This window comes from Streptomyces achromogenes subsp. achromogenes, assembly GCF_000720835.1.
Taxonomy (GTDB): Bacteria; Actinomycetota; Actinomycetes; order Streptomycetales; family Streptomycetaceae; genus Streptomyces; species Streptomyces achromogenes.
This window is the reverse complement of record NZ_JODT01000027.1, coordinates 38,220-60,556: the sequence shown is the minus strand read 5'-3', so window position 1 is coordinate 60,556 and position 22,337 is coordinate 38,220. Positions and strand designations below refer to the sequence as shown.

Annotated in this window: 24 protein-coding genes and 1 pseudogene; 10 read left to right on the top strand and 15 right to left on the bottom strand. The window is 71.8% G+C overall.

Features of this window, described 5'->3' with window-relative positions; translation table 11 throughout:
* Nucleotides 1-16: 16 nt before the first annotated feature.
* The 8 genes from IH25_RS0126105 to IH25_RS0126070 all read right to left on the bottom strand — a co-directional run bounded on the left by IH25_RS0126105 (nucleotide 17) and on the right by IH25_RS0126070 (nucleotide 8,495).
* Nucleotides 17-397, bottom strand: a complete 381-nt coding sequence (locus IH25_RS0126105) for a hypothetical protein (RefSeq protein ID WP_030615378.1) — start codon at nucleotides 395-397, stop codon at nucleotides 17-19.
* 316 nt (nucleotides 398-713) lie between these two features.
* Nucleotides 714-3,275, bottom strand: coding sequence for an ABC transporter permease (locus IH25_RS0126100; RefSeq protein ID WP_030615374.1), 2,562 nt, complete (start codon nucleotides 3,273-3,275; stop codon nucleotides 714-716).
* Between the two features lie 81 nt (nucleotides 3,276-3,356).
* Nucleotides 3,357-4,130 (bottom strand): ABC transporter ATP-binding protein, encoded by a 774-nt coding sequence (locus IH25_RS0126095; protein WP_107058465.1) that lies wholly within the window; start codon nucleotides 4,128-4,130, stop codon nucleotides 3,357-3,359.
* A 194-nt stretch (nucleotides 4,131-4,324) separates the two neighbouring features.
* Complete coding sequence (locus IH25_RS0126090; protein ID WP_030615368.1) at nucleotides 4,325-4,558, bottom strand: hypothetical protein; 234 nt, start codon at nucleotides 4,556-4,558, stop codon at nucleotides 4,325-4,327.
* Between the two features lie 142 nt (nucleotides 4,559-4,700).
* Complete coding sequence (locus IH25_RS0126085) at nucleotides 4,701-5,978, bottom strand: sensor histidine kinase (protein ID WP_245172886.1); 1,278 nt, start codon at nucleotides 5,976-5,978, stop codon at nucleotides 4,701-4,703.
* The gene (cseB, locus tag IH25_RS0126080) at nucleotides 5,975-6,640 is read right to left on the bottom strand and encodes a two-component system response regulator CseB (RefSeq protein ID WP_245172889.1); all 666 of its coding nucleotides are present in this window, start codon (nucleotides 6,638-6,640) and stop codon (nucleotides 5,975-5,977) included. Before cseB ends, IH25_RS0126085 begins: the two co-directional genes overlap by 4 nt.
* Nucleotides 6,641-7,178: 538 nt before the next feature.
* Complete coding sequence (locus IH25_RS41320) at nucleotides 7,179-7,415, bottom strand: hypothetical protein (protein WP_157847016.1); 237 nt, start codon at nucleotides 7,413-7,415, stop codon at nucleotides 7,179-7,181.
* 546 nt (nucleotides 7,416-7,961) lie between these two features.
* On the bottom strand, nucleotides 7,962-8,495 hold the full coding sequence (locus tag IH25_RS0126070; protein ID WP_078844410.1) for a MarR family winged helix-turn-helix transcriptional regulator: 534 nt from the start codon (nucleotides 8,493-8,495) through the stop codon (nucleotides 7,962-7,964).
* Nucleotides 8,496-8,632: 137 nt separating this feature from the next.
* Between IH25_RS0126070 and IH25_RS0126065 the strand changes: the two genes are divergently transcribed.
* Nucleotides 8,633-9,172 (top strand): phenolic acid decarboxylase, encoded by a 540-nt coding sequence (locus tag IH25_RS0126065; RefSeq protein ID WP_030615354.1) that lies wholly within the window; start codon nucleotides 8,633-8,635, stop codon nucleotides 9,170-9,172.
* Nucleotides 9,173-9,354: 182 nt separating this feature from the next.
* The gene (locus IH25_RS0126060) at nucleotides 9,355-9,561 is read left to right on the top strand and encodes a hypothetical protein (RefSeq protein WP_030615352.1); all 207 of its coding nucleotides are present in this window, start codon (nucleotides 9,355-9,357) and stop codon (nucleotides 9,559-9,561) included.
* Nucleotides 9,562-9,927: 366 nt separating this feature from the next.
* Here IH25_RS0126060 and IH25_RS0126055 read toward each other — a convergent pair whose 3' ends face one another.
* Nucleotides 9,928-10,572 carry a carbonic anhydrase gene (locus IH25_RS0126055; protein WP_030615350.1) on the bottom strand — a complete coding sequence of 215 codons (645 nt, stop codon included), beginning with the start codon at nucleotides 10,570-10,572 and terminating at the stop codon, nucleotides 9,928-9,930.
* A gap of 135 nt (nucleotides 10,573-10,707) precedes the next feature.
* On the opposite strand from IH25_RS0126055, the gene IH25_RS41315 reads away from it, so the two are divergent.
* Both IH25_RS41315 and IH25_RS0126045 read left to right on the top strand, forming a co-directional pair.
* Nucleotides 10,708-10,863 carry a hypothetical protein gene (locus IH25_RS41315; RefSeq protein ID WP_157847015.1) on the top strand — a complete coding sequence of 52 codons (156 nt, stop codon included), beginning with the start codon at nucleotides 10,708-10,710 and terminating at the stop codon, nucleotides 10,861-10,863.
* Nucleotides 10,850-11,086, top strand: a complete 237-nt coding sequence (locus tag IH25_RS0126045) for a hypothetical protein (RefSeq protein WP_030615348.1) — start codon at nucleotides 10,850-10,852, stop codon at nucleotides 11,084-11,086. The genes IH25_RS41315 and IH25_RS0126045 overlap by 14 nt, the downstream gene beginning before the upstream one ends.
* Nucleotides 11,087-11,342: 256 nt before the next feature.
* Here the strand turns inward: IH25_RS0126045 and IH25_RS0126040 are convergent, their stop codons facing one another.
* Nucleotides 11,343-12,611, bottom strand: coding sequence for a PP2C family protein-serine/threonine phosphatase (locus IH25_RS0126040; protein WP_030615346.1), 1,269 nt, complete (start codon nucleotides 12,609-12,611; stop codon nucleotides 11,343-11,345).
* On the bottom strand, nucleotides 12,611-13,420 hold the full coding sequence (locus tag IH25_RS0126035; RefSeq protein WP_030615342.1) for an alpha/beta fold hydrolase: 810 nt from the start codon (nucleotides 13,418-13,420) through the stop codon (nucleotides 12,611-12,613). Before IH25_RS0126035 ends, IH25_RS0126040 begins: the two co-directional genes overlap by 1 nt.
* A 461-nt stretch (nucleotides 13,421-13,881) precedes the next feature.
* Between IH25_RS0126035 and IH25_RS0126025 the strand changes: the two genes are divergently transcribed.
* Entirely contained in the window at nucleotides 13,882-15,174 is a 1,293-nt protein-coding gene (locus IH25_RS0126025) for a cytochrome P450 (protein WP_078844420.1), read from the top strand.
* Between the two features lie 149 nt (nucleotides 15,175-15,323).
* A complete protein-coding gene (locus IH25_RS41310) occupies nucleotides 15,324-15,488 on the top strand; it encodes a hypothetical protein (RefSeq protein ID WP_157847014.1) in 165 nt (54 codons plus the stop codon).
* Here the strand turns inward: IH25_RS41310 and IH25_RS43015 are convergent.
* On the bottom strand, nucleotides 15,449-15,682 hold the full coding sequence (locus tag IH25_RS43015; protein WP_342447380.1) for a hypothetical protein: 234 nt from the start codon (nucleotides 15,680-15,682) through the stop codon (nucleotides 15,449-15,451). The genes IH25_RS41310 and IH25_RS43015 overlap by 40 nt on opposite strands.
* A gap of 386 nt (nucleotides 15,683-16,068) precedes the next feature.
* Between IH25_RS43015 and IH25_RS37820 the strand changes: the two are divergent.
* Nucleotides 16,069-16,415: pseudogene (locus tag IH25_RS37820) on the top strand (hypothetical protein).
* 66 nt (nucleotides 16,416-16,481) lie between these two features.
* Here the strand turns inward: IH25_RS37820 and IH25_RS0126000 are convergent.
* Entirely contained in the window at nucleotides 16,482-16,643 is a 162-nt protein-coding gene (locus tag IH25_RS0126000) for a hypothetical protein (protein WP_157847013.1), read from the bottom strand.
* A gap of 419 nt (nucleotides 16,644-17,062) precedes the next feature.
* Between IH25_RS0126000 and IH25_RS43010 the strand changes: the two genes are divergently transcribed.
* Nucleotides 17,063-17,350 carry an Imm21 family immunity protein gene (locus IH25_RS43010; RefSeq protein ID WP_342447378.1) on the top strand — a complete coding sequence of 96 codons (288 nt, stop codon included), beginning with the start codon at nucleotides 17,063-17,065 and terminating at the stop codon, nucleotides 17,348-17,350.
* Nucleotides 17,269-18,462 carry an Imm21 family immunity protein gene (locus tag IH25_RS43005; protein ID WP_342447377.1) on the top strand — a complete coding sequence of 398 codons (1,194 nt, stop codon included), beginning with the start codon at nucleotides 17,269-17,271 and terminating at the stop codon, nucleotides 18,460-18,462. The genes IH25_RS43010 and IH25_RS43005 overlap by 82 nt, the downstream gene beginning before the upstream one ends.
* 473 nt (nucleotides 18,463-18,935) lie before the next feature.
* On the opposite strand, the gene ppk2 is transcribed toward IH25_RS43005, so the two are convergent.
* Entirely contained in the window at nucleotides 18,936-19,931 is a 996-nt protein-coding gene (gene ppk2, locus IH25_RS0125995) for a polyphosphate kinase 2 (RefSeq protein WP_030615331.1), read from the bottom strand.
* A gap of 133 nt (nucleotides 19,932-20,064) precedes the next feature.
* Here ppk2 and IH25_RS0125990 point away from each other — a divergent pair, with 133 nt between their 5' ends.
* A complete protein-coding gene (locus tag IH25_RS0125990) occupies nucleotides 20,065-21,693 on the top strand; it encodes an alkaline phosphatase D family protein (protein WP_030615328.1) in 1,629 nt (542 codons plus the stop codon).
* A gap of 70 nt (nucleotides 21,694-21,763) precedes the next feature.
* Here IH25_RS0125990 and IH25_RS39835 read toward each other — a convergent pair whose 3' ends face one another.
* Nucleotides 21,764-22,168 carry an IS5 family transposase gene (locus IH25_RS39835; RefSeq protein ID WP_394298451.1) on the bottom strand — a complete coding sequence of 135 codons (405 nt, stop codon included), beginning with the start codon at nucleotides 22,166-22,168 and terminating at the stop codon, nucleotides 21,764-21,766.
* Nucleotides 22,169-22,337: the final 169 nt, after the last annotated feature.

Here is a 22,337-nt window from a genome sequence, read left to right as displayed (position 1 = left end):
GGCATGGGCTGATTGGTCAGGACGGGTTGAGCCGGATCGAGTTGTACGGGGTCAGCTCGTAGTCGAAGTAGGTGTACGGCTGGGTCTTGCCGGTGCAGTTGGTGCCGTCACTGTTGATGCACAGCTGTGACGTAGCGCTCCCGGTCTGGTTGTTGAATATGCGGTGCTGCCCGTACTCGTTGTACAGCTTGTGGACTCCGTAGGTGTAGTAGGTGTGCTCCGGAACGCCGTTGTTCCAGCTGGCATTCGGGTAGATGCACACGTAGCCAGTAGGACAGCCTTGGTAGTCCTGGGCGCCGGTCTGTGCTGCCTGCGCGGTAGATGAAGTGGCGATGCCGAGGCCGACCAGGGATGTGGCCGCGGCGAGGATGACGCCGAGTCGACGGATGTGCTGCATAGGTCCTCCTGAGGTGCAGTCTGGGACAGCGGTGGATCCGAGCGTCGGGTCCTGCGAATTCAGGGCTGCGCACAGCGTGCTGATGCGCCGTCAGGCGGACAAGTCACGAACCAGTCACGTGTGACGACTGTGCAGCGCCGCAGACTCCGCCGAACCTGCTTGCCGCTTGGCCCGGTACGGGCTGGCATGGCTCCGGACGCGGCGGTGGTGTGGGAGGTCGTACGGTCGGCATGGCTGGGGCACGCTTGGTGCGGGCGCCGGTCCGGATCGCCTCCCGGTCTCGATGGCGGTCGCCCCGGGCCCGCGCCGGGTGTCGTCAGGCGTTCGCGGCGGCCTCCAGGGGGCTCAGGGCGGCGGCCCGGCGGGCGGGGACGGCGGCCGCGAGGACGCCGATCGCCAGGGAGAGCAGGCACACCAGGAGCAGTGTTCCCCAGGGCAGGACCAGGGTGTACTGGTCGATGGCGCCGTTGGCGAGGGAGCCGACCGCCCAGGCGGCGAACAGGCCGCCTGCCAGGCCGAGGAGGGTTCCGAAGCCGGTGACGGTCAGGGCCTCCAGGCGGATCATGCGGCGGATGCCGGCGCGGTCCATGCCGAGGGCGCGCAGTGCGCCGATCTCGCGGGTGCGTTCGGCGACCGACATGGCCAGCGTGTTCACGATGCCGAGCGCGCTGATGACGACGCCGATGCCGAGCATGCCGTACATCACGTCCAGCAGGTCGCCCATGGTGCCCGCCGCCTCGCGGACGAGCTGGTCCCGGTTCTGCACCGTGAGGAGGGGGTTGTTGCCCACGGCGGTGCGCAGCCGGTTCTCCAGCGCCGCCGTCGGCGGGCCGTCGGTGCGCAGCAGCACGCGCTGGACGGAGCCGGGCAGAAAGCTGTTCGCCGCGACCTCGCCGCGGCTGCCGAGCGCGTCGTGGGCGACGGGGTTGTTCTTGTAGACGCCCACGACCTTGTACGCGGTGAGTTTCCCGGCGTGGCCCAGCCGGACGTTCAGCAGGCCGCCGGTGGTGACCCCGTGTTCCCGGGCGAGGGTGGTGGAGATGGCGATCCGGCCCGCGGCCAGGTCCTCGGCGGATCCGGAGACGAAGTCGAGCTTCATGGTGTCGCGCACGGTGGCCGGGTCGGCGCCGGAGATTTGGCGGACGCCGCTGCCGGTGAACAGGGTCGAGTCGGTGATCGGGTGAGCGGTGCGCACGCCGGGGGTGTCGGCCAGCCGTCGTACGGCACCGGGGTCGATGCCCGTCATGGTGGAGCGGGTGCTGACGACGTAGTCGGCGCCGAGCCCGGTCGCGGCCTGGCGGTCGAGGGCCTGTCCGGTGGAGTGTCCGATGACGGCGAGGCCGGTGACGAGGCCGGTGCTGATCAGCAGGGTGGCGGCGGTGGCCGCGGTGCGGCGCGGGTCGCGCAGAGCGTTCTCGCGGGCGAGGCGGCCGGTGACGCCGAGGCGCCCGGTCAGCCGCCCCGTCAGCCGGATCACCGGAGCGGCGAGCAGCGGCGCCAGCATGATCAGGGCGGCGGCGAACAGGCCGCAGCCGATCATCGCGTCGCGCAGGTTCTCCTCCGAGGCGTCCTTGGCCCCGCTGAGGGACACCAGCCGGCCGGCGCCGAGGACGAGGAGGCCGACGCCCACCGCGCCGCGCAGCCGGAACCGCTGTGCCGGAGGCGGCTGTTCCGCGGTGCGCATCGCCTCCATGGGCGAGGTCCTGGCGGCCAGGCGGGAGGGCAGCCACGCGGCGAGCACGGTGACGCCGACGCCTACACCGAGCGCCGCCGCGACCGAGCGCGGGCCGATCACCAGGGGGCCGGTGGGCAGGGCGCTGTCGCCGCCGCCGAGGACGTGGGGCAGCATCGCCGCGATGCCGAGCCCGAGCAGGAAGCCGGCCACCGAGGCGGACAGTCCGACGACGAGGGCCTCCAGGAGGACGGAGCGCGACACCTGGCGGCGCGAGGCGCCGATCGCCCGGAGCAGCGCGGTCTCGCGGGTGCGCCGTTTCACGAGCATGGTGAAGGTGTTGACGATGAGGAACGAGCCGATGAAGAGGGAGACCCCGGCGAACACCATCGGCACCTTCTCGTAGCCGCGGGTCAGGGTGTCGACGAGGATGGCCTGCTGGGCCGCCTGGGCCTGGCCCGTGGTGGCCTCGGCGTGGTCGGCGGGCAGCACGGCCGTGACCCGGTCGGCGAGTTCGGACGCGGTGGTGCCGGGCGCGGCGGTCAGGTCGATGCCGGTGTAGTGGCCGGGGGCCGAGAACAGCTTCTGCGCGGTGGTCTTGTCGAAGAGGGCGAGGGTGCCGCCGGCGGTGACGCGGGCGTCGTCGGTGCTGACGATGCCGACCAGCCGCTTGGTCGTGACGGGGCCGTCCGTGGCCAGGGTGACCGTGTCGCCGATGCGGAAGCCGCCCGCGCTGGCGGTGCCGCGGTCCACGGCGATCTCGCCGCCGTTCGCGGGGGCGCGACCCTCGGTCAACGGGTAACGGCTGTCCTTGCCGTCCTTGCCGGGTACGTACGCGCCGGCCAGGTGGGACCAGGCCCGGTCGGCCCGCAGCGGGCTGCCGTCCGCCGCGTTCAGGGTGGCCGAGCCGTCGACCGACGGGCGTACGGCGGCGACGCCGGGCACCCGGGTCAGTTCCGTGACGAGCGCGTCGTCGAGCACGCCGGCCCGCGACCCGTCGTCCGGACCGGGTTCGGGGGCCTTGTCGGTCACGGTGACGTCGATCCCGGCGAAGGTCTTCGACGCGGCGGCACGGTGGGCGGCGGCGGTGGAGTCCGCGAAGACGAGGGTGCCGCTGACGAACGCGACGCCCAGGCAGACGGCGAGGACGGTCATGGCCAGCCGGGCCTTGTGGGCCAGGAGGTTGCGCAGGGCTGTTCTCAGCATGGGGTTCGAGGGCTTTCCGAGAGATTGAGAGGAAGTCGGGGACGTCCCCGGGCGGTACGGGGCGGGCGGCGGGGCTGCGGCTCAGCCGCTGTGGGAGCGGGAGCCCAGGCTCTTCATCAGGTCGAGGACGCGGTCCGGGGTGGGCCGGGCCATCTCCTCGACGAGGCGCCCGTCGGAGAGGAACACGACGCGGTCGGCGTAACCGGCGGCCACGGGGTCGTGGGTGACCATGACCACGGTCTGGCCCAGCTCGCGCACCGAGTCGCGCAGGAAGCCGAGGACCTCGGCGCCGGCGCGGGAATCGAGGTTGCCGGTGGGCTCGTCGCCGAAGACGATCGCCGGCCGGGAGGCCAGGGCGCGGGCGACTGCGACACGCTGCTGCTGGCCGCCGGACAGCTGGGCGGGCCGGTGCCCCAGACGGTCGGAGAGGCCGACCATGGAGACGACCCGGTCCAGCCACGCGCGGTCGGGTCGGCGCCCGGCGATGTCCATCGGCAGGGTGATGTTCTCCAGCGCGGTCAGCGTCGGCAGCAGGTTGAACGCCTGGAAGACGAACCCGATCCGGTCCCGGCGCAGCTGCGTGAGCTCCCGGTCCCCGAGACGGGCGAGTTCGGTGGTGCCCACGCGTACCGACCCGGACGTGGGGGAGTCGAGCCCGGCGGCGCAGTGCATCAGCGTGGACTTGCCGCAGCCCGACGGGCCCATGATCGCGGTGAACTCGCCCTCTCGGAAGGCGATGCTGACCCGGTCCAGGGCGACCACCCGGGTGTCGCCGCTGCCGTAGACCTTCGTCAGGTCGGTGGTGGCGGCCGCGATGCCGGTCGTCGGCTGCGATGTCAGAAGGTCGGCGGTCATGGGGCTCCTCTTCTCGTACGGAAAGCGCACGAGAAGGGTGTCCGGGGAACGTATCGGGGTCTGGGCCGCCGTGTATCGGTGGCCGCTCGGGCGTGCGGCAAAGGTGTAGCGGGCCGGGTACGGGAAAGGGCCTCCCCGCGGTGTCCGCGCGTCGAGAGCACGGGCAGCGGGGAGGCCCTGGAGGGGCGCCGCCCCTACCGGTGCTCGCCCAGCGCGACGACCCTGCGGGCGAGCGCGCCGACGGCCAGGAGCGTCCCGCCGAGGAACAGCCCGATCGCGCCGAGCACTCCGGCGGGTTGTCCCGTCTCGCCCGCCGCGGTGTTCGCGGTGAGTCCGCCGACGACGAGCAGCAGGGACAGGACGGCGGTGAGGGCACCGACGCCCAGGGCGCCGCGGGACAGGGCGGTGGTACGGGTGGACGGGTTCATGGTGGCCTCCTCGAAAGTGGGTCCCGCGCCGGGTACGGCATGGGACGCGGTGTCCTTCGAAGGGTGACGGAGCAACGTATCGGGCCCTGAGCCGCCGTGTATCAGTGCCCGCTCCACCACGTACCGACCCCACCTGCGTTCGTCACACGGGCAGCCGCAGGGTGGCGACGGCCCCTCCGTCCGGGGCGTTGGCCAGCAGCAGTTCGGCGCCGAGGACCCGGGCCTGGCCCAAGGCGATGGTGAGCCCCAGGCCGTGACCCGAGCCGCGTTCCCGGGCTCCTGTGTGGAAGCGGCGCGGGCCGTGGAGCAGCAGGTCGTCCGGGAAGCCGGGGCCGTGGTCACGGACCACGACCGTCGGTCCGTCGACCGTGACCTGGACCGGGCCTGCGCCGTGGCGGTGGGCGTTGACGACGAGGTTGGCGACGATCCGTTCCAGGCGGCGCGGATCGGTCTCCACCGTCCGCACGGTGCCGTCAGCGGCCTGAGCGGCCTCGGACCGGTCGATGACCTCGGTGGCGAGGCCGGTACGGGCTACCGCCTCGGCGACCACGGCGCCCAGCGGCACCCGGACGCGGACCGGTTCCTCCGCGCCGGCGTCCAGGCGGGAGATCTCCAGAAGGTCCTCCACGAGGTCGCGCAGGTCGCGCACCCTTGCCCGCAGCAGGTCCTCGGTCTCGCCGGGCGGCAGGAGGCCGACGGCGGCGAGCAGTCCTCCGACCGGGGTGCGCAGCTCGTGGGCCACGTCCGCGGTGAACCGGCGCTCGGTGCGCAGCCGCAGCGCGAGGCTGTCGGCCATCCGGTCGACGGTCGCGGCGATGTCCGCGACCTCGTCACGGCCCTTCGTGGGTCCCGTGCGGGCGTCCAGGTCCCCGGCGGAGATCCGCGCCGCGGTCGCGGCGACCCGGCCCAGTCTCCGGGACAGGAGCCCCGCGCCGTAGACGGCCAGGGGAACGGCGGCCGCGAGCGCGACGAGCGAGGCGACCGCCATGACCGCGTCGAGGCGGGACAGGTTGGCGCGGTCCGGACTCAGGTTGATCTGGACGGCGAGGACCGGGCTGCCGGGGCCGCCGGTGCGCTGGGCCGCCCAGACGCTCGGCCCGACGTTGCCCTCGACGTGCCCGTCGTAGACGTGGTGCCGCTCGCCGTCGGCCGGGGGTCGCAGCGCGGCGGGCAGACCGTCGGGGTCGAGCTCGGCGCCGTCGGTGAGGACGCCGGTGCGGCGGTAGACGTCCATGGCCCCGTACAAGGTGTTCAGCGCCCGCGCCTCGCCCCGGCTGCGGATGTCCTGGGCGGTCCACAGATGCACCAGGACGCCGACCGCCGTCACCACGAGCAGGGCCGTGGCCGCGGCGAGCGCGGCGATCTTCCGCCGCAGCGAGGTACGGCCCGCCCACGGCCCGCGCAGGGGACGCACGGTCACCGCCGGAACTTGTACCCGAAGCCCCGGACCGTCTCGATCCGGTCGCGGCCCACCTTCCGGCGCAGCCGCTGCACACACAGGTCCACGACGCGGCTGTCCCCGTCCCAGCCGTACTCCCACACGTCCCGCAGGAGCGTGTGCCGCTCCAGCACGATCCCGGGGTGGGCGGCGAACTCCAGCAGGAGCTTGAGCTCCGTCGGGGTCAGTGCCACCGGCCGGCCGGCGAGGAACACCTCCATCCCGGCGGTGTCGATCCGCAGGTCCCCGAACTCCAGCACGTCTCCCGCGGCCGGCCGGCTCTCGCCCGGCACCGGACCGCCCTGAGGAGCGGGCGCGTAGGTGGCGCGCCGCAGCAGTGAACGCATGCGGGCCACCAGGACGTACGTCTCCACCGGCTTGACGACGTAGTCGTCCGCCCCGGCCTCCAGCCCGGCGACCACGTCGAGCCCGTCGCCGCGGGCGGACATCATCAGAACCGGCACCAGGCTGGTCTCCCGGACCCTGCGGCACAGCCCGATCCCGTCGAGGCCGGGCAGCATCACGTCGAGGATCAGCAGATCGAAGTCCTCCTCGCGGAAGACCTCCAGTCCCGTGAGCCCGTCGGCCGCCGCCCGCACCCGGTAGCCGTAGCGCTCCAGGGCGACGGAGAACGACCGGCGCATCAGGTCGTCGTCCTCGACGAGGAGCACGCGGGCGGTCTGCGCGGAGGAGGCGGGCGAGGACAAGGGGGCTCCTGTTCGGGCGGTGGTGGACGGGCGGACGGCCCGGCGTCCCGTTCCGGCGCGTGGGCGATCATTCCGCCATCGGAACGATACGACACACCTCGCCCGGCTTGCCGTGCTCGCCACCCGGGCCCCGGTCCTGAGGCACACCCGAGTGCCACCCGATACACACCGGATACAAGCCCCGGCTCCCAGGGGGAGGCGGGAGCGCCTTGCTACGGCACGAGTCGGATCCGTGGGCCACCCCAGCGGCGCATGCCCCGCGACACCGGCGTCCCAAGGATGCCAAGCGTTGTCATCGGCAGACCCACCGCTGCGGCGACGAAAACCAACGGTCACAGCCGCATCGTCCATCTGGCACCCCCACAGCCCGCGGGCGCTTGCCTCTACAGCCAAGGTGTCAGCGCTTCATCCCGGGAAGGGCCGGACTGGAATCACCACACCGGAGAGAGGCGGCGTCACCGGACAGCGGTACAGGTCAGGCCGGGGCGGCCTGCTTCGCCAGCGCGGCGAGTGGGGAGTGCCGGCCCTTCTCCGTCGTGCGCAGATGCTCCCAATCGACTTCCGCACCGGCCGGAAGGGCGGCCATCTCCTGTCCCAGGAGGCCGCCGTCGACTTCCTGGGACAGGAGACCGGCGTCGACACGGTGGAGCAGACCCGCCCGAGACTCGAAGCCGTCGCCGCCAAGCTCCAGGACGGCATCCGGCGCCGTCACCTTCGGCCCCGGCTGCGGCCCGCCCCAGCACACCGAGCAGCCCGGCAGCCGGCACACACCGGGCCGGAACCCCCCTGGAGGAGTCGCGTGAGCACCCCGCAAGAACGCCCCAGCCCCGACGGCGCCCTCGCCCGCGCCCACGCGGCGCGCGCAGATGGCTGCCGTGCTCAGTGAGGCCCAGGAGCCCGGGGCCGGTGAGCCCCTGGGATGGCAGCCGGTCTGGAGGCGGCCCCGCAGCGGAAGTCGAAGGCGGCGCGGAAGGCAGAGCTGCATAAGCAGCGGGCGCGGCTTCAGACCGCCGGACGGCGCCGCCTTGCCGCCGGGCAGTCGCGCCGGCCCCGGCCCCGGTGGATCCGGATCGGCAACGCGGTCGCACGCCGCGACGCCCGCACTCTGTGCCTGAGGCACTCGACCGCCTGGTTGTGGTGACCATGCCGGGCAGATGCCCTCCGGGTCCGTCGTGGCCGAAGACCAGGGCACGGCCGGCCGGGATGTTCAGCTCAGAGCCTGATCAGGGCCGCACTCGACGGGGTGTTCGCACCCCGATCAAGGACTGATCGAGTCGGGACGGGTGCCGTCGCCCGTCTCCAGCGCGGTGACCAGCCGGTCCAAAGCCGGCAGCGCCTGGTGCAGCGCCGCCCGGTCGGCGTCGGACAGCTCCTCCACGACGCGGGTGAGCGCCGCGGTGCTGGACCGGTCATAGCGCTCCAGGAGGTGAAGGGCCTCCTTTGACGCGGTGAGCACCACGGTCCGTTGGTCGTGCTCGGGCCGGATCCGTTCCACCAGCCGAGCGGCGGACATCGCCCGCACCAGGTTGCTCACGGTGGACGGTGCCACCCGCACGCGTGCGGCCGCCGCACCGGGGCTGAGACCCTCGGGCGAGGAGGACAGGGCCCGCAGCAGTTCGATCTGCGCCTCCGGCAGGTCCGGCAACCCCTCGGCGTTGCGGGTGGCGCGCAGGACCGCGCGCCGCAGCGGCCCCAGAAGCCCGCCCAGTCCGGCCGCGACGCGTGCCGCCTCCGGCGCGCCGGGTACACCGGGGTCGCCCGTCCTGTCCGCCGCTCTGTCTGTGTTACGCATGCCACCATTGTGGACCGCGAAGATAAAGTTTTGTCACAAACATATTTTGTGGCACAGTGGTGTGTAGGGCGAGGGCACCGAACCGGCCGAATCCCACGCCGTCGGTGACCGCTCACAGCACAGCAAGGAGCACCACCATGACCACCGCGCACGACACCCCGACGACCGTCGAGAACCCCAACCCGCCGCAGGATCTGTCCGGCATTGTCGGGCACCGGTTCATCTACACGTACGCCAACGGCTGGCAGTACGAGATGTACGTCAAGAACGCCACGACCATCGACTACCGCATCCACTCCGGGATGGTCGGCGGCCGCTGGGTGAAGGACCAGGAGGTCGACCTGGTGCGGCTCGCCGACGACGTCTACAAGGTGTCCTGGAACGAACCGACCGGCACCTCGGTCGTCGTCAACGTGCTGCCCCGCCGGCGGGTCCTGCACGGCACCATCTTCTTCCCGCAGTGGATCGAGCAGGACGGCAGCAAGACGGTGCTCTACCAGAACGACCACCTGGAGGAGATGCGCGCCTACCGGGACGCCGGCCCCACCTACCCGATCTACGTCGTCCCGGAGTTCGCCCGCATCACCCTGTTCGAGTACGTCGGCGAGAACGACGAGAGCGTCGTCGCGGTGGGCCCCCAGGACCTGCCCCAGGGCTTCGCCGACCGCACCAACTGAAGGACGGCGGCGTCACCCCGCCGCCTCCCGCGGCGGTGCCCGCGGGGTCGCGGTGCCGGTCTCAGCCAGTGCGCACCAGACCTCCCCGAGGACCAGACCGGCGCAGACCTCCCAAGCGACGGGGCGCGGTCAACAGCACCCCTCGAAGCCCGAGCCCTGTCCTGGGTGCGGCACTCCACCGCATGGCTGTGATGACGGGCGGCCCTGACGGCCCAAGGCAGGCACCGCGGCGGCGGCCCGGGCAGACCCGGGCCGCCGCCGGCGCCGCTGTCCCAGGGGGACTGCTCATCTTCGTCCGCGACCTCGACGAGCTGCGCATCCTCGGTCGCACCGCACCCAACGGCACCCGCATCGTCGTCCTGCCCGAGCAAGAGCCCCGTACCCAGTGAGGAGGCCGCCGGCGGGCCGTGTGGGGGTGGCCCGGTGCCTTCTCAGCTCCGCGCCGCCGGCCGTCCGCCGGCCGGGCAGCCCTCCACCACACCGCACGCTCCCGCGCACCCGCGTCGAGGGCCGCCTGATACAGGTTCTGGCCGCCGACCCGTACTGGCGGCCGACAAGCCGCGGGACAACACGGTCGCCGTGACAGAGCGCGTTGAGATCGTCCTCGGCCTTTTTGTCGTGGCCCTGCCGGAAGTAGTTACCCGGTCACCGTCGGCGCCCGAGGCCGTTTCAGGCCCTGACTTACGCGACAGACCGCGGCCCAGCCGGGTCCCGGCGCGGGCCGGGCTCGCGGTCGATCGGGGTGTGTGGGGCGGTCAGGACGCGGTGGGAACCGGGACATCAAGGCCGCGGGCGGCGACGAGCTGGGCGCTGCCGTCGGCCAGTCGGTAGGAAAGGCCCACCACGCCGAGGCGGCCGTCAGCCACTCGCTCGGCCAGGACGCGGGAGCGTTCCAGCAGCAGGTCCACGGTGTGCTCGATGTGCTCGGCCAGGATTTCCTCAGCGCTCTCGCGGCCGGCGGCGCGGGCTGCCAGCACGCTCGGGGTCACCCGTTCGACGACGTCCCGGACGAAGCCGCCCGGCGTCTGTCCGTTCTCCAGAGCCGAGCAGGCCGCAGCGACGGCACCGCACGAGTCGTGACCGAGCACAACGACCAGCGGCGCGTTGAGAACTGCCGCGCCGAACTCGATCGAGCCGAGCACCTCCGTACCGGCGACGTGGCCGGCGGTGCGCACCACGAACAGGTCGCCCAGGCCGCGGTCGAAGATGATCTCGGCGGCCAGCCGGGAGTCGGAGCACCCGAACAGCACGGCGAACGGATTCTGGGACGGTGCGGTCTCGGTGCGGCGGACAGCGTCCTGGTTCGGGTGCTCAGGCGTGCCGGCGACGAAGCGCTGGTTGCCGGCCATGAGCAGTTCGAAGGCATCGCGGGGCGTCGGCGTCTGGATCTTCTTTGTCATAGTGGCAGACTACGAGGCCCTACCAGCGGTCGCACCGCCTGGTCCCGTTGGCCGGCTTCCCGCGGAGGCCGTGAGCCGCTCCTGCTGCTGGCGCCCGCGGGCCGCCCCGCCGGCCTCGATCAGCGGTCGTCGTTCATGGTGTCGGGCTCGGCCAGGCGCTCCACCTACGGCGTGGCCAAGAAAGCGGAGATCGTCGCCGTGCGGGTCCTGGACAACAACGGATCCGGGACCACCGCCGGAGTCATCGCCGGCATCGACTGGGTGACCCGGACTCGACGTGGTCGCCGGTGAGCACCTGGCGATCGCCGACACGGCCGAGGGCCTGGCACGGTACTGCGCCGATCTGCTCACCGACCGGGCCGCGAGGACCGCCACGGTCACCGCGGCGGCCCGCCTGCACACCGTCCGTTACCAGCCCGGACACGCGGCGGCCCGGGTACGGCAGGCAGCCCTGCGGGCGACCGGCGGTCCGGCCGGCGCCGCCACCCCAGCGGCCGGGCGCCGCGCGCCCTGAGGAACGGCTATGGCCGACCCATGAGGAGCCCCGCAGGCCCTTTGGTGCGTGACCGTCCCGCTCCGGGCGGGGTCGGGCGGGGTGGAGTCTGTCTGCCGAGTCGCAAAAGGTGAGGCCGCTGAGGTCGACGACGAGTTGCCGGCCCTGACCGATGTCGAGCCCGGGCAGGAGGCGGCGGATCCCGGGTGCGCTGTGGTGATCGAGGTCTCCGGTCACCTCGATGGCGGGGCGGAGGGGGTGCTCCGCGTGCGGGTGTTCATCTCGGTCGCTGTTGCTCTTCTCGGTCGGCGCGGGGCACGTGGACGGCCAGGACGGCGGTGTCGTCGTCCACCCCGGTGCCGAGCGTGCCGAGGAGGTCGCGGACGGCTGTGATGGTGCCCTGGGCGGTGGTGGGGGCCAAGGCACGGACGAAGTCGAGGAGGGCCTCATCGCCGTAGCGTTCGCCGCGGATGGCGGTGTGGGCCTCGGTGAGACCGTCGGTGTGCAGCAGGAGGGTGTCCCCGCGAGCGAGGCGGAAGGTGATGGTGGCGATGTCGGCGTCGGGCAGGACGCCGATGAGCTGGCCGCCGGGAGTGGGCAGGTAGTCGGCGGTGCCGTCCGCACGGAGCAGCAGCGCCGGGGGGTGGCCGCCGCTGGCGAGGATGATACGGAAGCCGCCTTGGTCGCCGTCGGGGGTGAGCAGGCCGAAGATGACGGTGCAGAACCGGGGGTCGGTTCCGTTGTACTCGTGGTTGAGGACGGTGTTGAGGTTGCTGAGGACCGCGGCCGGGTCGGGGTCGTAGACGGCGGCGGCGCGCAGGGTGTAGCGGGCCAGGGAGGTGACGGCCGCCGCCGCGGCGCCCTTGCCGCACACGTCTCCGAGGAAGAGCCCCCAGGTACCGGCTGCGAGGGGGAAGAGGTCGTAGAAGTCGCCGCCGACCTCGTCGGTCGAGGCGATGTGGTAGTACGCGGCCACGTCCAGGCCGGGCACGTTCTCCACCGCCGGTGGCAGCAGCGTCTTCTGCAGGGTGGTGGCCAGTTGCTGGAGGCGTTCGCGTTCGCGCTCGGCATCCTGGCGGGCGCGCAGCAGCTCCTGCTCGTAGGCGCGGCGGTCACGGGCGTCGAAGACGGTGGTACGGATCAGCAGCGGCTGCCCCTCACTGCCGGTCTTGACGGTGGAGGTCACGAGGACCGGCATCCGGCTGCCATCGGCCGCCCTCAGCTCCAGTGCGATGCCGCTGATCTCGCCCTGCATGCGCAGGAGCGGCGCGAAGTGCGTCTCGTGATAAAGCCGCCCACCGGTGGTGAGGAGATCACTGAACTTCCTCCGGCCGACCAGCTCCGTGCGCTTGTAGCCCAGCCAGTTCAGCAGAGTGGTGTTGACCTTGGCGATCTGCCCGTCCAGCAGGGTGGAGAGATATCCGCACGGGGCGTTCTCGTACAGGTCCTCGACGCTGTCTTCCAGCAGAGCGGAGAAAGTCCGGTCGTCGTCCGGGGGCTGTCCGGGATCCGGGCCGGAGCTCTGGTCGCCGTCGTTCCGGCACATCATCGCAGTGTCCTTGCGAACGCGGCGATGGCCTGGGCCGTCTCCTCGGGGGCGCTGAGCTGGGGGCAGTGCCCAGTGGCGTTCAGGGTGATGAGCCGGCTTCCCCTGATCTGGGCCTGGACGAAGGCGCCGACCTCTGGTGGGGCGATGGCGTCGCTGGAGCACTGGGCAACGAGGGTGGGCACCGCCACCTGCGCCAGGTCGGCGCGGTTGTCGGACAGGAACGTCACCCGGGCGAAGACCCGGGCGATCTCCGGGTCGGTGGCGCAGAAGCTGTTGGTCAGCTCCTGCCCCAGTTCCGGGCGCTCGGGGTTGCCCATGATGACCGGTGCCATCGCCCCTGACCAGCCCAGATAGTTCGCGTCCAAGGACTGCAGCAGTTCCTCGATGTCCTCGGCGCTGAACCCGCCGCGGTACCCGGCCGCGGGATCGTCGATGAAGCAGGGGGAGGGGGCGAGCAGCACCAGCCCGGCGAAGTATTCCGGGTGTCGCGCCGCGGCCAGCACGCCCATCATCGCGCTGACCGAGTGTCCCACGAACGTCACCGGACCGAGGTCCAGCTCCCGGCAGATCTCCAGCACGTCGTCCACGTAGCCGTCCATGCCGGAGTAGCGGTCCTCGCTCCACGCCGACAGGTCCGAGCGGCCTGCTCCCACATGATCGAAGAGCACCACCGTGAACTCACGCTCCAGCGTCGGCACCACCAGACGCCACAAGTTCTGGTCGCATCCGAACCCGTGCGCCAGCATCACGACAGGCCCGCCCGGCCGCCCGGACACCCGCACCTGGTTCCTGCTGCGCACGTCCATACGCCTCATCCTCGCAGATTAGGGGTGCCGGGAACCGGCGAGCGACGCATGATGACGCCCCCCCCTCCTGCGATAAGACCGTTTCCTACGTGGGCGTGGGAGACCCTGCGCCGTCGCCGAGGTCCCGGGATGACGTTGGCGTGCTTGCGGGCCCAGCCTCGAAGCACGCCCTTATATCCATGTATGCGGCTAATTTTCTGCAATATGACATATCTGTGGTGTGCGTGGAAGCATGGAATAAATGGCACTTGGTGCCGAAGACAGGCGAGAGGAGTGCATCATGATCGCCAAGCTGCTCAGGACGCTGTCCTTCACCCGCCGATACGGTGCGTACGGCGAACACGACTGGACGTGACCGCACTGCCGGCGGGTTCCCCTGGGGCGCCCGCTGGCTCCCGGCCACGCTGCCGACGATATCGACCTGGACAGGTACGAGGGTCAGGGACGGTCTCATGGGCCCGATGAATGAGCCGCCGCGGGTGCCCGAAGGCGGCTTCGCGGCCTGGAGCCGCGACCGGCTGGGACTGGCGCGCCGTGGCGCTGATGAGTGCGGAGACGTCTGGCAACTGGAGCCGGGTGTCTACGTAGCCGCTACGGCCGGGCCGTGTGAAGAAGTCCTGTGCCGCGCGCAGGACTTCACCAAGGTACCCTCGCCCCTCTTCCCGCCGTTGAAGCGGTCGAGCGGAGGACCGACGCCCGAGGAGCGCGTGCACTCTCACGTCGCCCGCATGCGAGGACTACGCCCGCAGGCGGTTGCAGCCCGGATCGGTGAGATCGCGACCGGGACCGCTCGATTTGCCGACCAGTGGCCCACGGGCCAGGACGTCGAGATCCTGCCGCTGGTCCGGCGTGCCCTGGAAGAGGTTGGCACGCGCTACCTCTTCTCCGAAGACGCTCCCGCCCTGCTGCCCTTCGCCTCACAGCTCTTCCTGGCCCGGGAGGTGCTCGCACGCCCCTCGCGCTGGGTATGGCCGCGCTGGATCCCCACACCGGCCCGGCGGTTCCGCACGCGACAGCAAGTCGCCTTCACCAACGCTTTGCGGCCCATCGTTCATCGGCGCCGTTCATCGGGCCGGCTCGGTGACGACGTGCTGGGACAGATGCTCCGGCCCTCCTCCCGCTACGGCCTGCTGCGGGAAGAGGCCATCCTCGACGCTCTCCCCGGAATCACCGTCGCCACCTTCGAGACACCCTCCCGGGCAGCCGGATGGATCATGCTCCACCTGGCCCGATACCCCCAGGCAGCGGGCCGCGTCGCGGCCGAAGCCGCCTTGCTGCCCGCAGACCCGGCCGCAACGACCAGCACCCACCTCGACAGCCTGCGATACACCCAGGCATTGGTACGCGAGGTGCTTCGACTGCACCCCCCGAGCTGGCTACTGACCCGGAGCGCCACGCGACAGACTCAGCTCGCCGACTACACCATCGAGGCCGGGTCCACCGTTCTCGTCTGCCCCTACACCGCCCAACGCGACGCACGGGAACACTCCGAGCCGGACCGATTCCAGCCTGAACGCTGGCTCGATGATTCGGGCTCGCCGGCGAAACCCGGGGTCTTCCTCTCCTTCGGTACCGGGCCGCATGGCTGCGAGGGAGCCGCTCTGGCCATGGCGATGCTGACGCTCCTGACCGCGCAGACCGCTCGCTGCTACCACTTGAGCGAGTCGCTCGAACCGGAACCCAGCTACCGGCTCACCACCTTCGGAGGTCTCGCAACTGCCGGCTTGCGCCTGCGTGCCACCTTGCGCGGCTGAGCGCAGTCCTGCCTCACGCGACGAGGACGTCGCTCGCCTCTTTCCCGTTCGTGCGGCATCACGGTGAACACGCTCGGCCGGTACTCCTTCCTGCTGCCCGAGATGCCCGGCGGGCTCAGGCCGCTGCGCGACCCGCGCCATTCCGAGGCGTGAGCCCAGGTGCCGTGGCGGCCACCTTGTCGAGGTCACCGCAGCCGGCGTATCAGCGCATCCTTGTCCGCAACGCCCAGGAGATGAGGGCGTTCGAGGAGACGCGGGCCGGCCGCATCACCCACTACGAGATCCCCGAGCACGAGCAGCTCTCCGTGTACTGAGACTGGATCTTCTGGTGGTACCTCGGAACGGTGGAGCTCACCGACCGGCTCATTGCGTCGCACACCGCCGACTGACCCACGCGCGCCATCTCACCCGAAGCCGTGGTCGAAGCCTCCAGGACGGGATCCAGCTCGGCGGCGGCGCCACACAGTGAGCACGGACGGACACCCGGCTGCTGTGCCGCGGCCAGCACCTGCTCCAGCGTCAGCACCGGTGCGCCGGCCGGGGCACCTGGCAGTCCACACCCATGCCAACCACGCCGGTTCCGTCACCTCGCTGGCGGCCGGGGTGCGCGACGTGCGCAACCAGGTGGTGCGATGCGGTCGGTAGTTCCACGCCGTAGCTCGCCCCGATCGCGGCGAGGTCATCGTTCCCGGAGCAGGAGACCGGCGTCGACACCGTGGAGCGGACCCGCCGGACGCTCGAAGCCGTCGCCGCCGAGCTCCAGGACGGCGTCCGCGAGCACGCCGTCACCTTCGGCCCCCGGCCGCGGCCCGCCCCGGCGGCGGCCCCACAGCCACACACCGAGCAGCCCGGCACCCGGCACACACCGGGCCTGAACCCCATTGGAGGAGTCGCGTGAGCACCCCGGAAGAACGCCCCAACCCCGACGACGGCCTCGCTCGCGCCCAAGTGGCCCGCGCGGAGATGGCCGCCGCGCTCGACAAGGTTCAGGAACCCGGGGCCGCCGAGTTCCTGGGATCGCAGCCGATCTGGAAGCGGCCCCGCAAGCCGAAGTCCAAGGCGGCGAAGAAGGCGGAGCTGGGTAAGCAGCGGGGCGGCTGAAGGCCGCCGGACGGCGCCGCCTTGCCGCCGGGCAGTCGCGCCGGCCACGGCCCCGGCGGAACTGGATCGGCAACGCGGCCGCACGCCGCGACGCCCGCGCCATGTCCCGGATACGGCACTCCACCGCTTGGCTGTGGTGAGGATGCCGGACAGATGCCCTCCGGGTCCGTCGCGGCCCAAGACCAGGGCGCGGTCGACCGGGAGGTTCAGGAATGGGCGAGGGCATCAGCGCGCAGCTGCGCGAGCAGGGCCCGCACCCCCTCCGCGTCGTCGCTGTCCGTGAAGGACAGCAGTGCCCGTCGGACGTGGAGGGAGAGGTCGCCGGTTGCCTGGACGTCCTCGCCCGCGCTCAGGGCCCACCCGGACATCAAATCTGATGCCCACACCGAGCAGATGCGAGGTGAGGCTCTGCCCGTACTCCGCCAGGGCCCGCTCCAGCTCGGCATCCTCCAGGCCGTCGATCCCGGTGACGGCCAGCACCATCTTCAGCAGCCGGCTCTCGCCGAACTCGGTGACAGAGCAGCCAGCGGCTGCTCGCTGCTCCCTCCGCGCACCGGCGCGGCCAGGGCATCGTCGTCACCGCCCCATGCCGCTTCCAGGGCAGCAACCACACGCAGGACCGATCCGGAGTCAGCTCTGATGGCAGAGGCAGCACCGTAGCCGCCCCGTACGACCCCGGGGCGTGATTCGGGGCGTAAGCCTCCCGGACGATCGAAGTTTGAGTGACCAGGTTGCCCGACCAGGCTCGGCCCGGAGCGGTTTCAGTGGTGGGCGGCAGACTGCGCGCATGCATGCTTCTCACGACACTGATCGGTGTGACCGTGCTGGGCTGACGTGGGCCCGGTCGATGGGTGGCCCCTTGATCGTCGTTCCGGAGTCCTCGGTGAATGCCTGGGGTGAATGCACAGAGGACGGTTCCGTCCTTGGTGATGCCGATGGCCGTGATGACTACGACCGCGCCTGCGAGGTGGAGGCTGGGCCAGTGCGATCGCCGTGGGCGCGGGCGCCGTCACTGCGCTTGTCCTGGCCGATGAACCTTCAAGAACGTGCTTCCTGCCGGAAAATCTGCTGTTAGTGCGGTGGCTGGCTGCGGACTCCGAGGCTGAGTTGTTCGCGGCAGTCGAGGCGGTCCTGGCCGATCCGGACACCGCTTGGGAGCACGGCGGACTGTGGGGCAACGATGGCCCGGCGGTGGTGATGGATTCGGCCGTAGCGGGCCCCGATCTGGGAGTGGAGTATCCCGACGAGGCCGGCCGGACCAGGCTCCAGTGCAGATCCCGGCAGGCCAGTGGAGGGTGCGGGCGGTCCATAAGAACGGCGAGTTCCCATGGGTCGGCTTGGTGCGGCTCGTCGCCGAGGACGGTCACTCCTGACGCTCGGTGCCCTTGCCACTCGGACTGCGGTTCCTGCCGTTGTCCTCAGCGGCAGCCCGCGCAGCGGCCAGCGGCACGGGCGGAAGGCCGGGGCCGGGACGGCGCACGGCGGGGCTGGCGAGTCGGGGCGGCGGACCGGACCAGCCGTGCACGGCCGGCGCGGGCGGCGAGCGGCCATGCCTCCCAGGACGCGCGGTCCCGGCTCGCCGGGCGGGGCAGCGCGGGGCGATGGTGTCGCACTCGGGGTCGGCGAGCCGCGCGGGACCGGGCGGGTACGGGGGCCGGCCCGGAACACCACCGCATGGCGGGTTTGTGGCAGGGGAGGGGCGGGCGACCCGTCCGGGCAACGTGTGAGGGGCACGGACGGTCTCTGGTCCGATTTGATCCTGACCGGTCGCGCCGGCGGGCGCCGACAGGCCGGAGAGCCTCCCGGTTGTCACCGTGGCGGTGCCCGCAGCCCGCCATCCCGGCGTTGGACCGCGCTGTCGCGCCCGGCTCGCTACTGGGCCCGCCATTCCCGGCGTGCTGTCCCGTCGGCGCCGTGTCGCCGCTTCCGCCGTCAGCATGTCCGGTTGTCATTTTGAGATCGTCAAGGCTCGCTACCCCCGTGCCGTCGCGCGCCCGCGTCGCGCCGCCGCCCGGATCCGGGCCCGCGTGTCCGCCGCTGGGCCGGTGCGCGACACCGCCGGTCGGTCACCAGGCCGCCGCTGTCAAGCTTGTGCCGCTGCCCGGCAGGAGCCGCGGTCGTGCCCGTGCCGCGTGTGCCGTGCTGGTCGCCTGTCGCCTTGCCGCCCTCCGTTGCGCATCGGCCTGATCGGTCCTGGCCGGGACCGCGCCGGTCTGCCGTCGTCCGCTGTCGTCCCCCGGACCCGTCCGCTCCCGCGCGTCCCGGACCGCCGCGTTCGGCGCGCCGTCGCGCGGTCGGTCGCCGGTCTTCGGTCCAGACCCCCGTTCGCGGAGCCTGGTCGGGGGAGGTGTCGCTGCCCGTCGTCTTCCGCGGCGCCCCCGCCGCCCGCGCTTCACCGTCACCGTTCATTCGCCGCCGGGTCGTTGCGCAGGGGGACCGCGCCGACGCGGCCAGCAGCCGGGCCAGGGGGGCCTTGCCTGTGGCGGGCAGTCCGCCGATCACGACGAGCCTGTGCTCATCCCGCCGGAACGGCACGCACGCGTGACGAGGGGCTCTGCGGGAGAGTGGGTCCGGACCGGGCGGCGTTCCGGGCCGTCGCCGCCGGCTGGACACCGCCGGGCGTGTCCAGGTCTTGACGCTGCGCGGACGCCGCCGGTCCGTCACCGCGGGTTCGGGTGGTTGCCGGGCTCGCCGCCCGGTCCGGCCAGTGGTGTCGGCGACAGGGCCGTGGGTTCCTCACCCGGTTCGAGCAGGGTCTCCGCCGCGCCGACGATCAACGGGTCGGGCGTGCCGACCGCTTCGTGGTCCTTGGCCGGGTAGTCGAAGCGGTTGAGGAGACTGCGCATCGCCTCCAGCCGGCCCCGCCGTTTGTCGTTGTTCTTCACGACCGTCCAGGGCGCGTGCGGCGTGTCGGTGGCCCGGAACATGTCGACCTTGGCCGTGGTGTAGTCGTCCCAGCGGTCGAGGGAGGCCAGGTCCGTCGGGGAGAGCTTCCACCGGCGCACCGGATCGACCTGGCGGATCGCGAACCGGGTGCGCTGCTCGGCCTGGGACACCGAGAACCAGAACTTGACCAGCAGGATGCCGTCGTCGGTGAGCAGTCGCTCGAACATCGGGGCCTGCTGGAGGAACTGCCGGTACTCGTCCTGCGTACAGAACCCCATGACCCGCTCGACGCCCGCGCGGTTGTACCAGGAACGGTCGAAGAAGACGATCTCGCCGCGGGCCGGCAGGTGGGCCACGTAGCGCTGGAAGTACCACTGACCCGCCTCGCGCTCGGTCGGCTTCTCCAGCGCCACCACCCGGGCCCCGCGAGGGTTGAGCCGCTCCGTGAAGCGCTTGATCGTGCCGCCCTTGCCCGCCGCGTCCCGTCCCTCGCAGACCACCACGACCCGCTGGCCGGTGTCCTTCACCCAGCGCTGGAACTTCAGCAGCTCGATCTGCAGGATGCGCTTGGTCTGCTCGTACTCGCGCCGGCCGATCCTGTGGTCGTAGGGGTGGTTCTCCCGCCAGGTCTCGATCGGCCGGCCGCCGGAGTCCAGGAGCACCGGCCGTTCCGGCTGCCGGTCGTCCACCTCGAGCCCCCGCAGCAGGTCGTCCTCACGGGCCGTGCCGTGGATCTCCTGGGTCTGGGTCGCCTGCTCGTGCTCGGCCACGACACCACCTCTCCGCCTCGCCCCTCAGGGCCGTCCCGCCCCGGTCTCCTCCCACGTGCCCACCCGAACGGGTCCCATGTACCGTCGCTACGGTCGTTCCTTTCCGTACGGTGCGAGACAGAAAGGCGATCACATGGCCGAACTGCGCCTGGGACCACTGCTGAGGTACACCGACGGCTCGTGCGCGACCGTATGGGTCGAGACGGACGTGCCCTGCACGGCGCATGTGCGCTGCTCGGACGGCGCGACCGGCACGGCCCCCACCTTCCGGGTGGCCGGACACCACTACGCCCTCGTCACGGTGACCGGGCTCCGACCGGGCACCTCGCCGTCGTACGAGGTTTTCCTGGACGACGCGCCGGTGTGGCCTCTGCCCGACTCCCGCTTCCCGCCCTCGGTCATCCGGTCGCCCGGCGCCGGCGACGCCGTCCGGGTCACCTTCGGGTCGTGCCGCTGGGCCGCGCCCCCGGCCGACGGCAAGGACACGGTGGGCCCCGACGCGCTCGACACCCTCGCCAAGCGGCTGGCGGCCGACCCCGACGCGCGGCGTCCGGACGTCCTGCTGCTCCTGGGGGACCAGGTCTACGCCGACGAGGTCTCCGAGGAGACCCGGCGCCTGCTGGCCACTCGCCGCGACCTCGACAAGGCGCCCGGCAGCCAGGTCGCCGACTACGAGGAGTACTGCCACCTCTACTACGAATCCTGGCTCGATCCGGAGATCCGCTGGCTGCTGTCCACCGTGCCCAGCTTCATGATCTTCGACGACCACGACATCGTGGACGACTGGAACACCTCCGCCGCCTGGCTCGCCGACATGCGCTCCACCGACTGGTGGCAGCAACGGCTGCTGAGCGGCCTGATGTCCTACTGGGTTCACCAGCACCTGGGCAACCTCTCCCCCGCCGAACTGGCCGACGACCCAGCCTGGGCCGCCGTGCGCAACGCACCCGAGGGCACGCACGCGCTGCGCGCCCTCGCCGAACGGGCCGACGCCGATCCCTCCTCGGTCCGCTTCAGTTACCGGCGCGACTTCGGCCGGGTCCGGGTGGTGATGGTCGACTCCCGGGCCGCACGCGTGCTGGACGAGGACCGGCGCGCCATGCTCCACCCGGGCGAGGCCGACTGGCTGCGCGAGCAGGTCCTGGCCGACGAGGGGGCTTACGACCACCTTCTGATCGGCACTTCCCTGCCCTGGCTGCTGCCACACCTGGTGCACGACGCCGAGGGCTGGGACGCGGCCCTGTGCGCCGGGGAACGCGGGGACCGCTGGGCCCGCTTCGGCGAGTGGCTGCGCCGTGGCGCCGATCTGGAGCACTGGGCGGCCTTCCCGCGCTCCTTCGCCGATCTCGCCGGCCTCATCGGCGAGGCCGGATCCGCGCCGGGCGCCCCGGCGAGCGTGTGCGTGCTGTCCGGGGACGTGCACCACGGCTACGTCGCGCGCGCCTCCTGGCCGTCCGGCGGCCCCGGCATACCGGTCGTCCAGCTCACCTGCTCACCCGTGCACAACTCGGTGCCCCTGACGATGCGGATCGGGTTCCGCTTCGGTTGGAGCGCCCCGGCCCGCCTCCTGGGGCGGTTGCTGGCCCGGCACGGCCGCTGCCCCCGGCCGCCGGTGAGGTGGCGCAAGCAGGGTGGGCCCTGGTTCGGCAACCAGCTCATGACCCTCACGCTGCGCGGCCGTTCGGCCCACCTGTGCCTGGAGCGCACCGGTACCGACGAGACACTGCGGACCGTGCACGAGACCGTCCTGACCGCCGGGTAGTACAGCGCCGGGCGGTGTGCCGCACGAGGTCCGTGCCAGGGGCGGACCTCCTGGGCCGGCGGGTCCGTCTTCAAACGGATCTTGCCCAGAGCAGGAACGACGCGAGACTGACCGCTGCCTCGTATGAGGTGGCGGTCTTTTCGTATCTGGTAGCGATGCCGCGGAAGCCCTTGAGCCGATTGAAGCAGCGCTCGATCGTGTTGCGCCGTCGGTAGGTCTCCCGGTCAAACCCTGGCGGTCGGCCGCCGTGGCCACCGCGCTTGAGCCGGTGCCGCCGCTGGTCAGTCTTCTCGGGGGTGGTGTGTGCAATGCCGCGTTGTCGCAGGTAGGCACGGAAGCCTCGGGAGCTGTAAGCCTTGTCTGCGATGACCCGGTCGGGCCTGCAGCGCGGTCGGCCAGTGCCGGTGCGCGGAACCCGGATCCGTTCCAGCAGAGGACGTGCACAGACACTGTCGTGGCGTTGGCCGGGTGTCACGCGGGGCCGGCCTGTCGCGGCCCGGGGTATCAGCGGAGCGAGTAACTCCCACTCCTGGTCGGTGAGTTCATGGCGACGTATCACCCCACCATGATCGCCTACCTGGATGATCTTTGAAGACGGACCCTAGCAGGCCGTAGCGGCGTCCGCACGGTCATTGCTCGTCAGG

What these genes read in the sequence shown, in the direction of transcription:
- IH25_RS0126040 (WP_030615346.1), bottom strand. Translation starts at nt 12,611, where the DNA reads ATGTGCCGGAACGACGGCGACCAGAGCTCCGGCCCGGATCCCGGACAG.
- IH25_RS0126090 (WP_030615368.1), bottom strand. Translation starts at nt 4,558, where the DNA reads ATGAACCCGTCCACCCGTACCACCGCCCTGTCCCGCGGCGCCCTGGGC.
- IH25_RS0126035 (WP_030615342.1), bottom strand. Translation starts at nt 13,420, where the DNA reads ATGGACGTGCGCAGCAGGAACCAGGTGCGGGTGTCCGGGCGGCCGGGC.
- IH25_RS43010 (WP_342447378.1), top strand. Translation starts at nt 17,063, where the DNA reads ATGCATGCTTCTCACGACACTGATCGGTGTGACCGTGCTGGGCTGACG.
- IH25_RS0125990 (WP_030615328.1), top strand. Translation starts at nt 20,065, where the DNA reads ATGGCCGAACTGCGCCTGGGACCACTGCTGAGGTACACCGACGGCTCG.
- IH25_RS0126105 (WP_030615378.1), bottom strand. Translation starts at nt 397, where the DNA reads ATGCAGCACATCCGTCGACTCGGCGTCATCCTCGCCGCGGCCACATCC.
- cseB (WP_245172889.1), bottom strand. Translation starts at nt 6,640, where the DNA reads ATGCGCCGGTCGTTCTCCGTCGCCCTGGAGCGCTACGGCTACCGGGTG.
- IH25_RS0126065 (WP_030615354.1), top strand. Translation starts at nt 8,633, where the DNA reads ATGACCACCGCGCACGACACCCCGACGACCGTCGAGAACCCCAACCCG.
- IH25_RS0126060 (WP_030615352.1), top strand. Translation starts at nt 9,355, where the DNA reads ATGGCTGTGATGACGGGCGGCCCTGACGGCCCAAGGCAGGCACCGCGG.
- IH25_RS0126025 (WP_078844420.1), top strand. Translation starts at nt 13,882, where the DNA reads ATGAATGAGCCGCCGCGGGTGCCCGAAGGCGGCTTCGCGGCCTGGAGC.
- IH25_RS41315 (WP_157847015.1), top strand. Translation starts at nt 10,708, where the DNA reads ATGGTGTCGGGCTCGGCCAGGCGCTCCACCTACGGCGTGGCCAAGAAA.
- IH25_RS0126000 (WP_157847013.1), bottom strand. Translation starts at nt 16,643, where the DNA reads ATGTCCGGGTGGGCCCTGAGCGCGGGCGAGGACGTCCAGGCAACCGGC.
- IH25_RS0126095 (WP_107058465.1), bottom strand. Translation starts at nt 4,130, where the DNA reads ATGACCGCCGACCTTCTGACATCGCAGCCGACGACCGGCATCGCGGCC.
- IH25_RS0126100 (WP_030615374.1), bottom strand. Translation starts at nt 3,275, where the DNA reads ATGCTGAGAACAGCCCTGCGCAACCTCCTGGCCCACAAGGCCCGGCTG.
- IH25_RS0126055 (WP_030615350.1), bottom strand. Translation starts at nt 10,572, where the DNA reads ATGACAAAGAAGATCCAGACGCCGACGCCCCGCGATGCCTTCGAACTG.
- IH25_RS0126070 (WP_078844410.1), bottom strand. Translation starts at nt 8,495, where the DNA reads ATGCGTAACACAGACAGAGCGGCGGACAGGACGGGCGACCCCGGTGTA.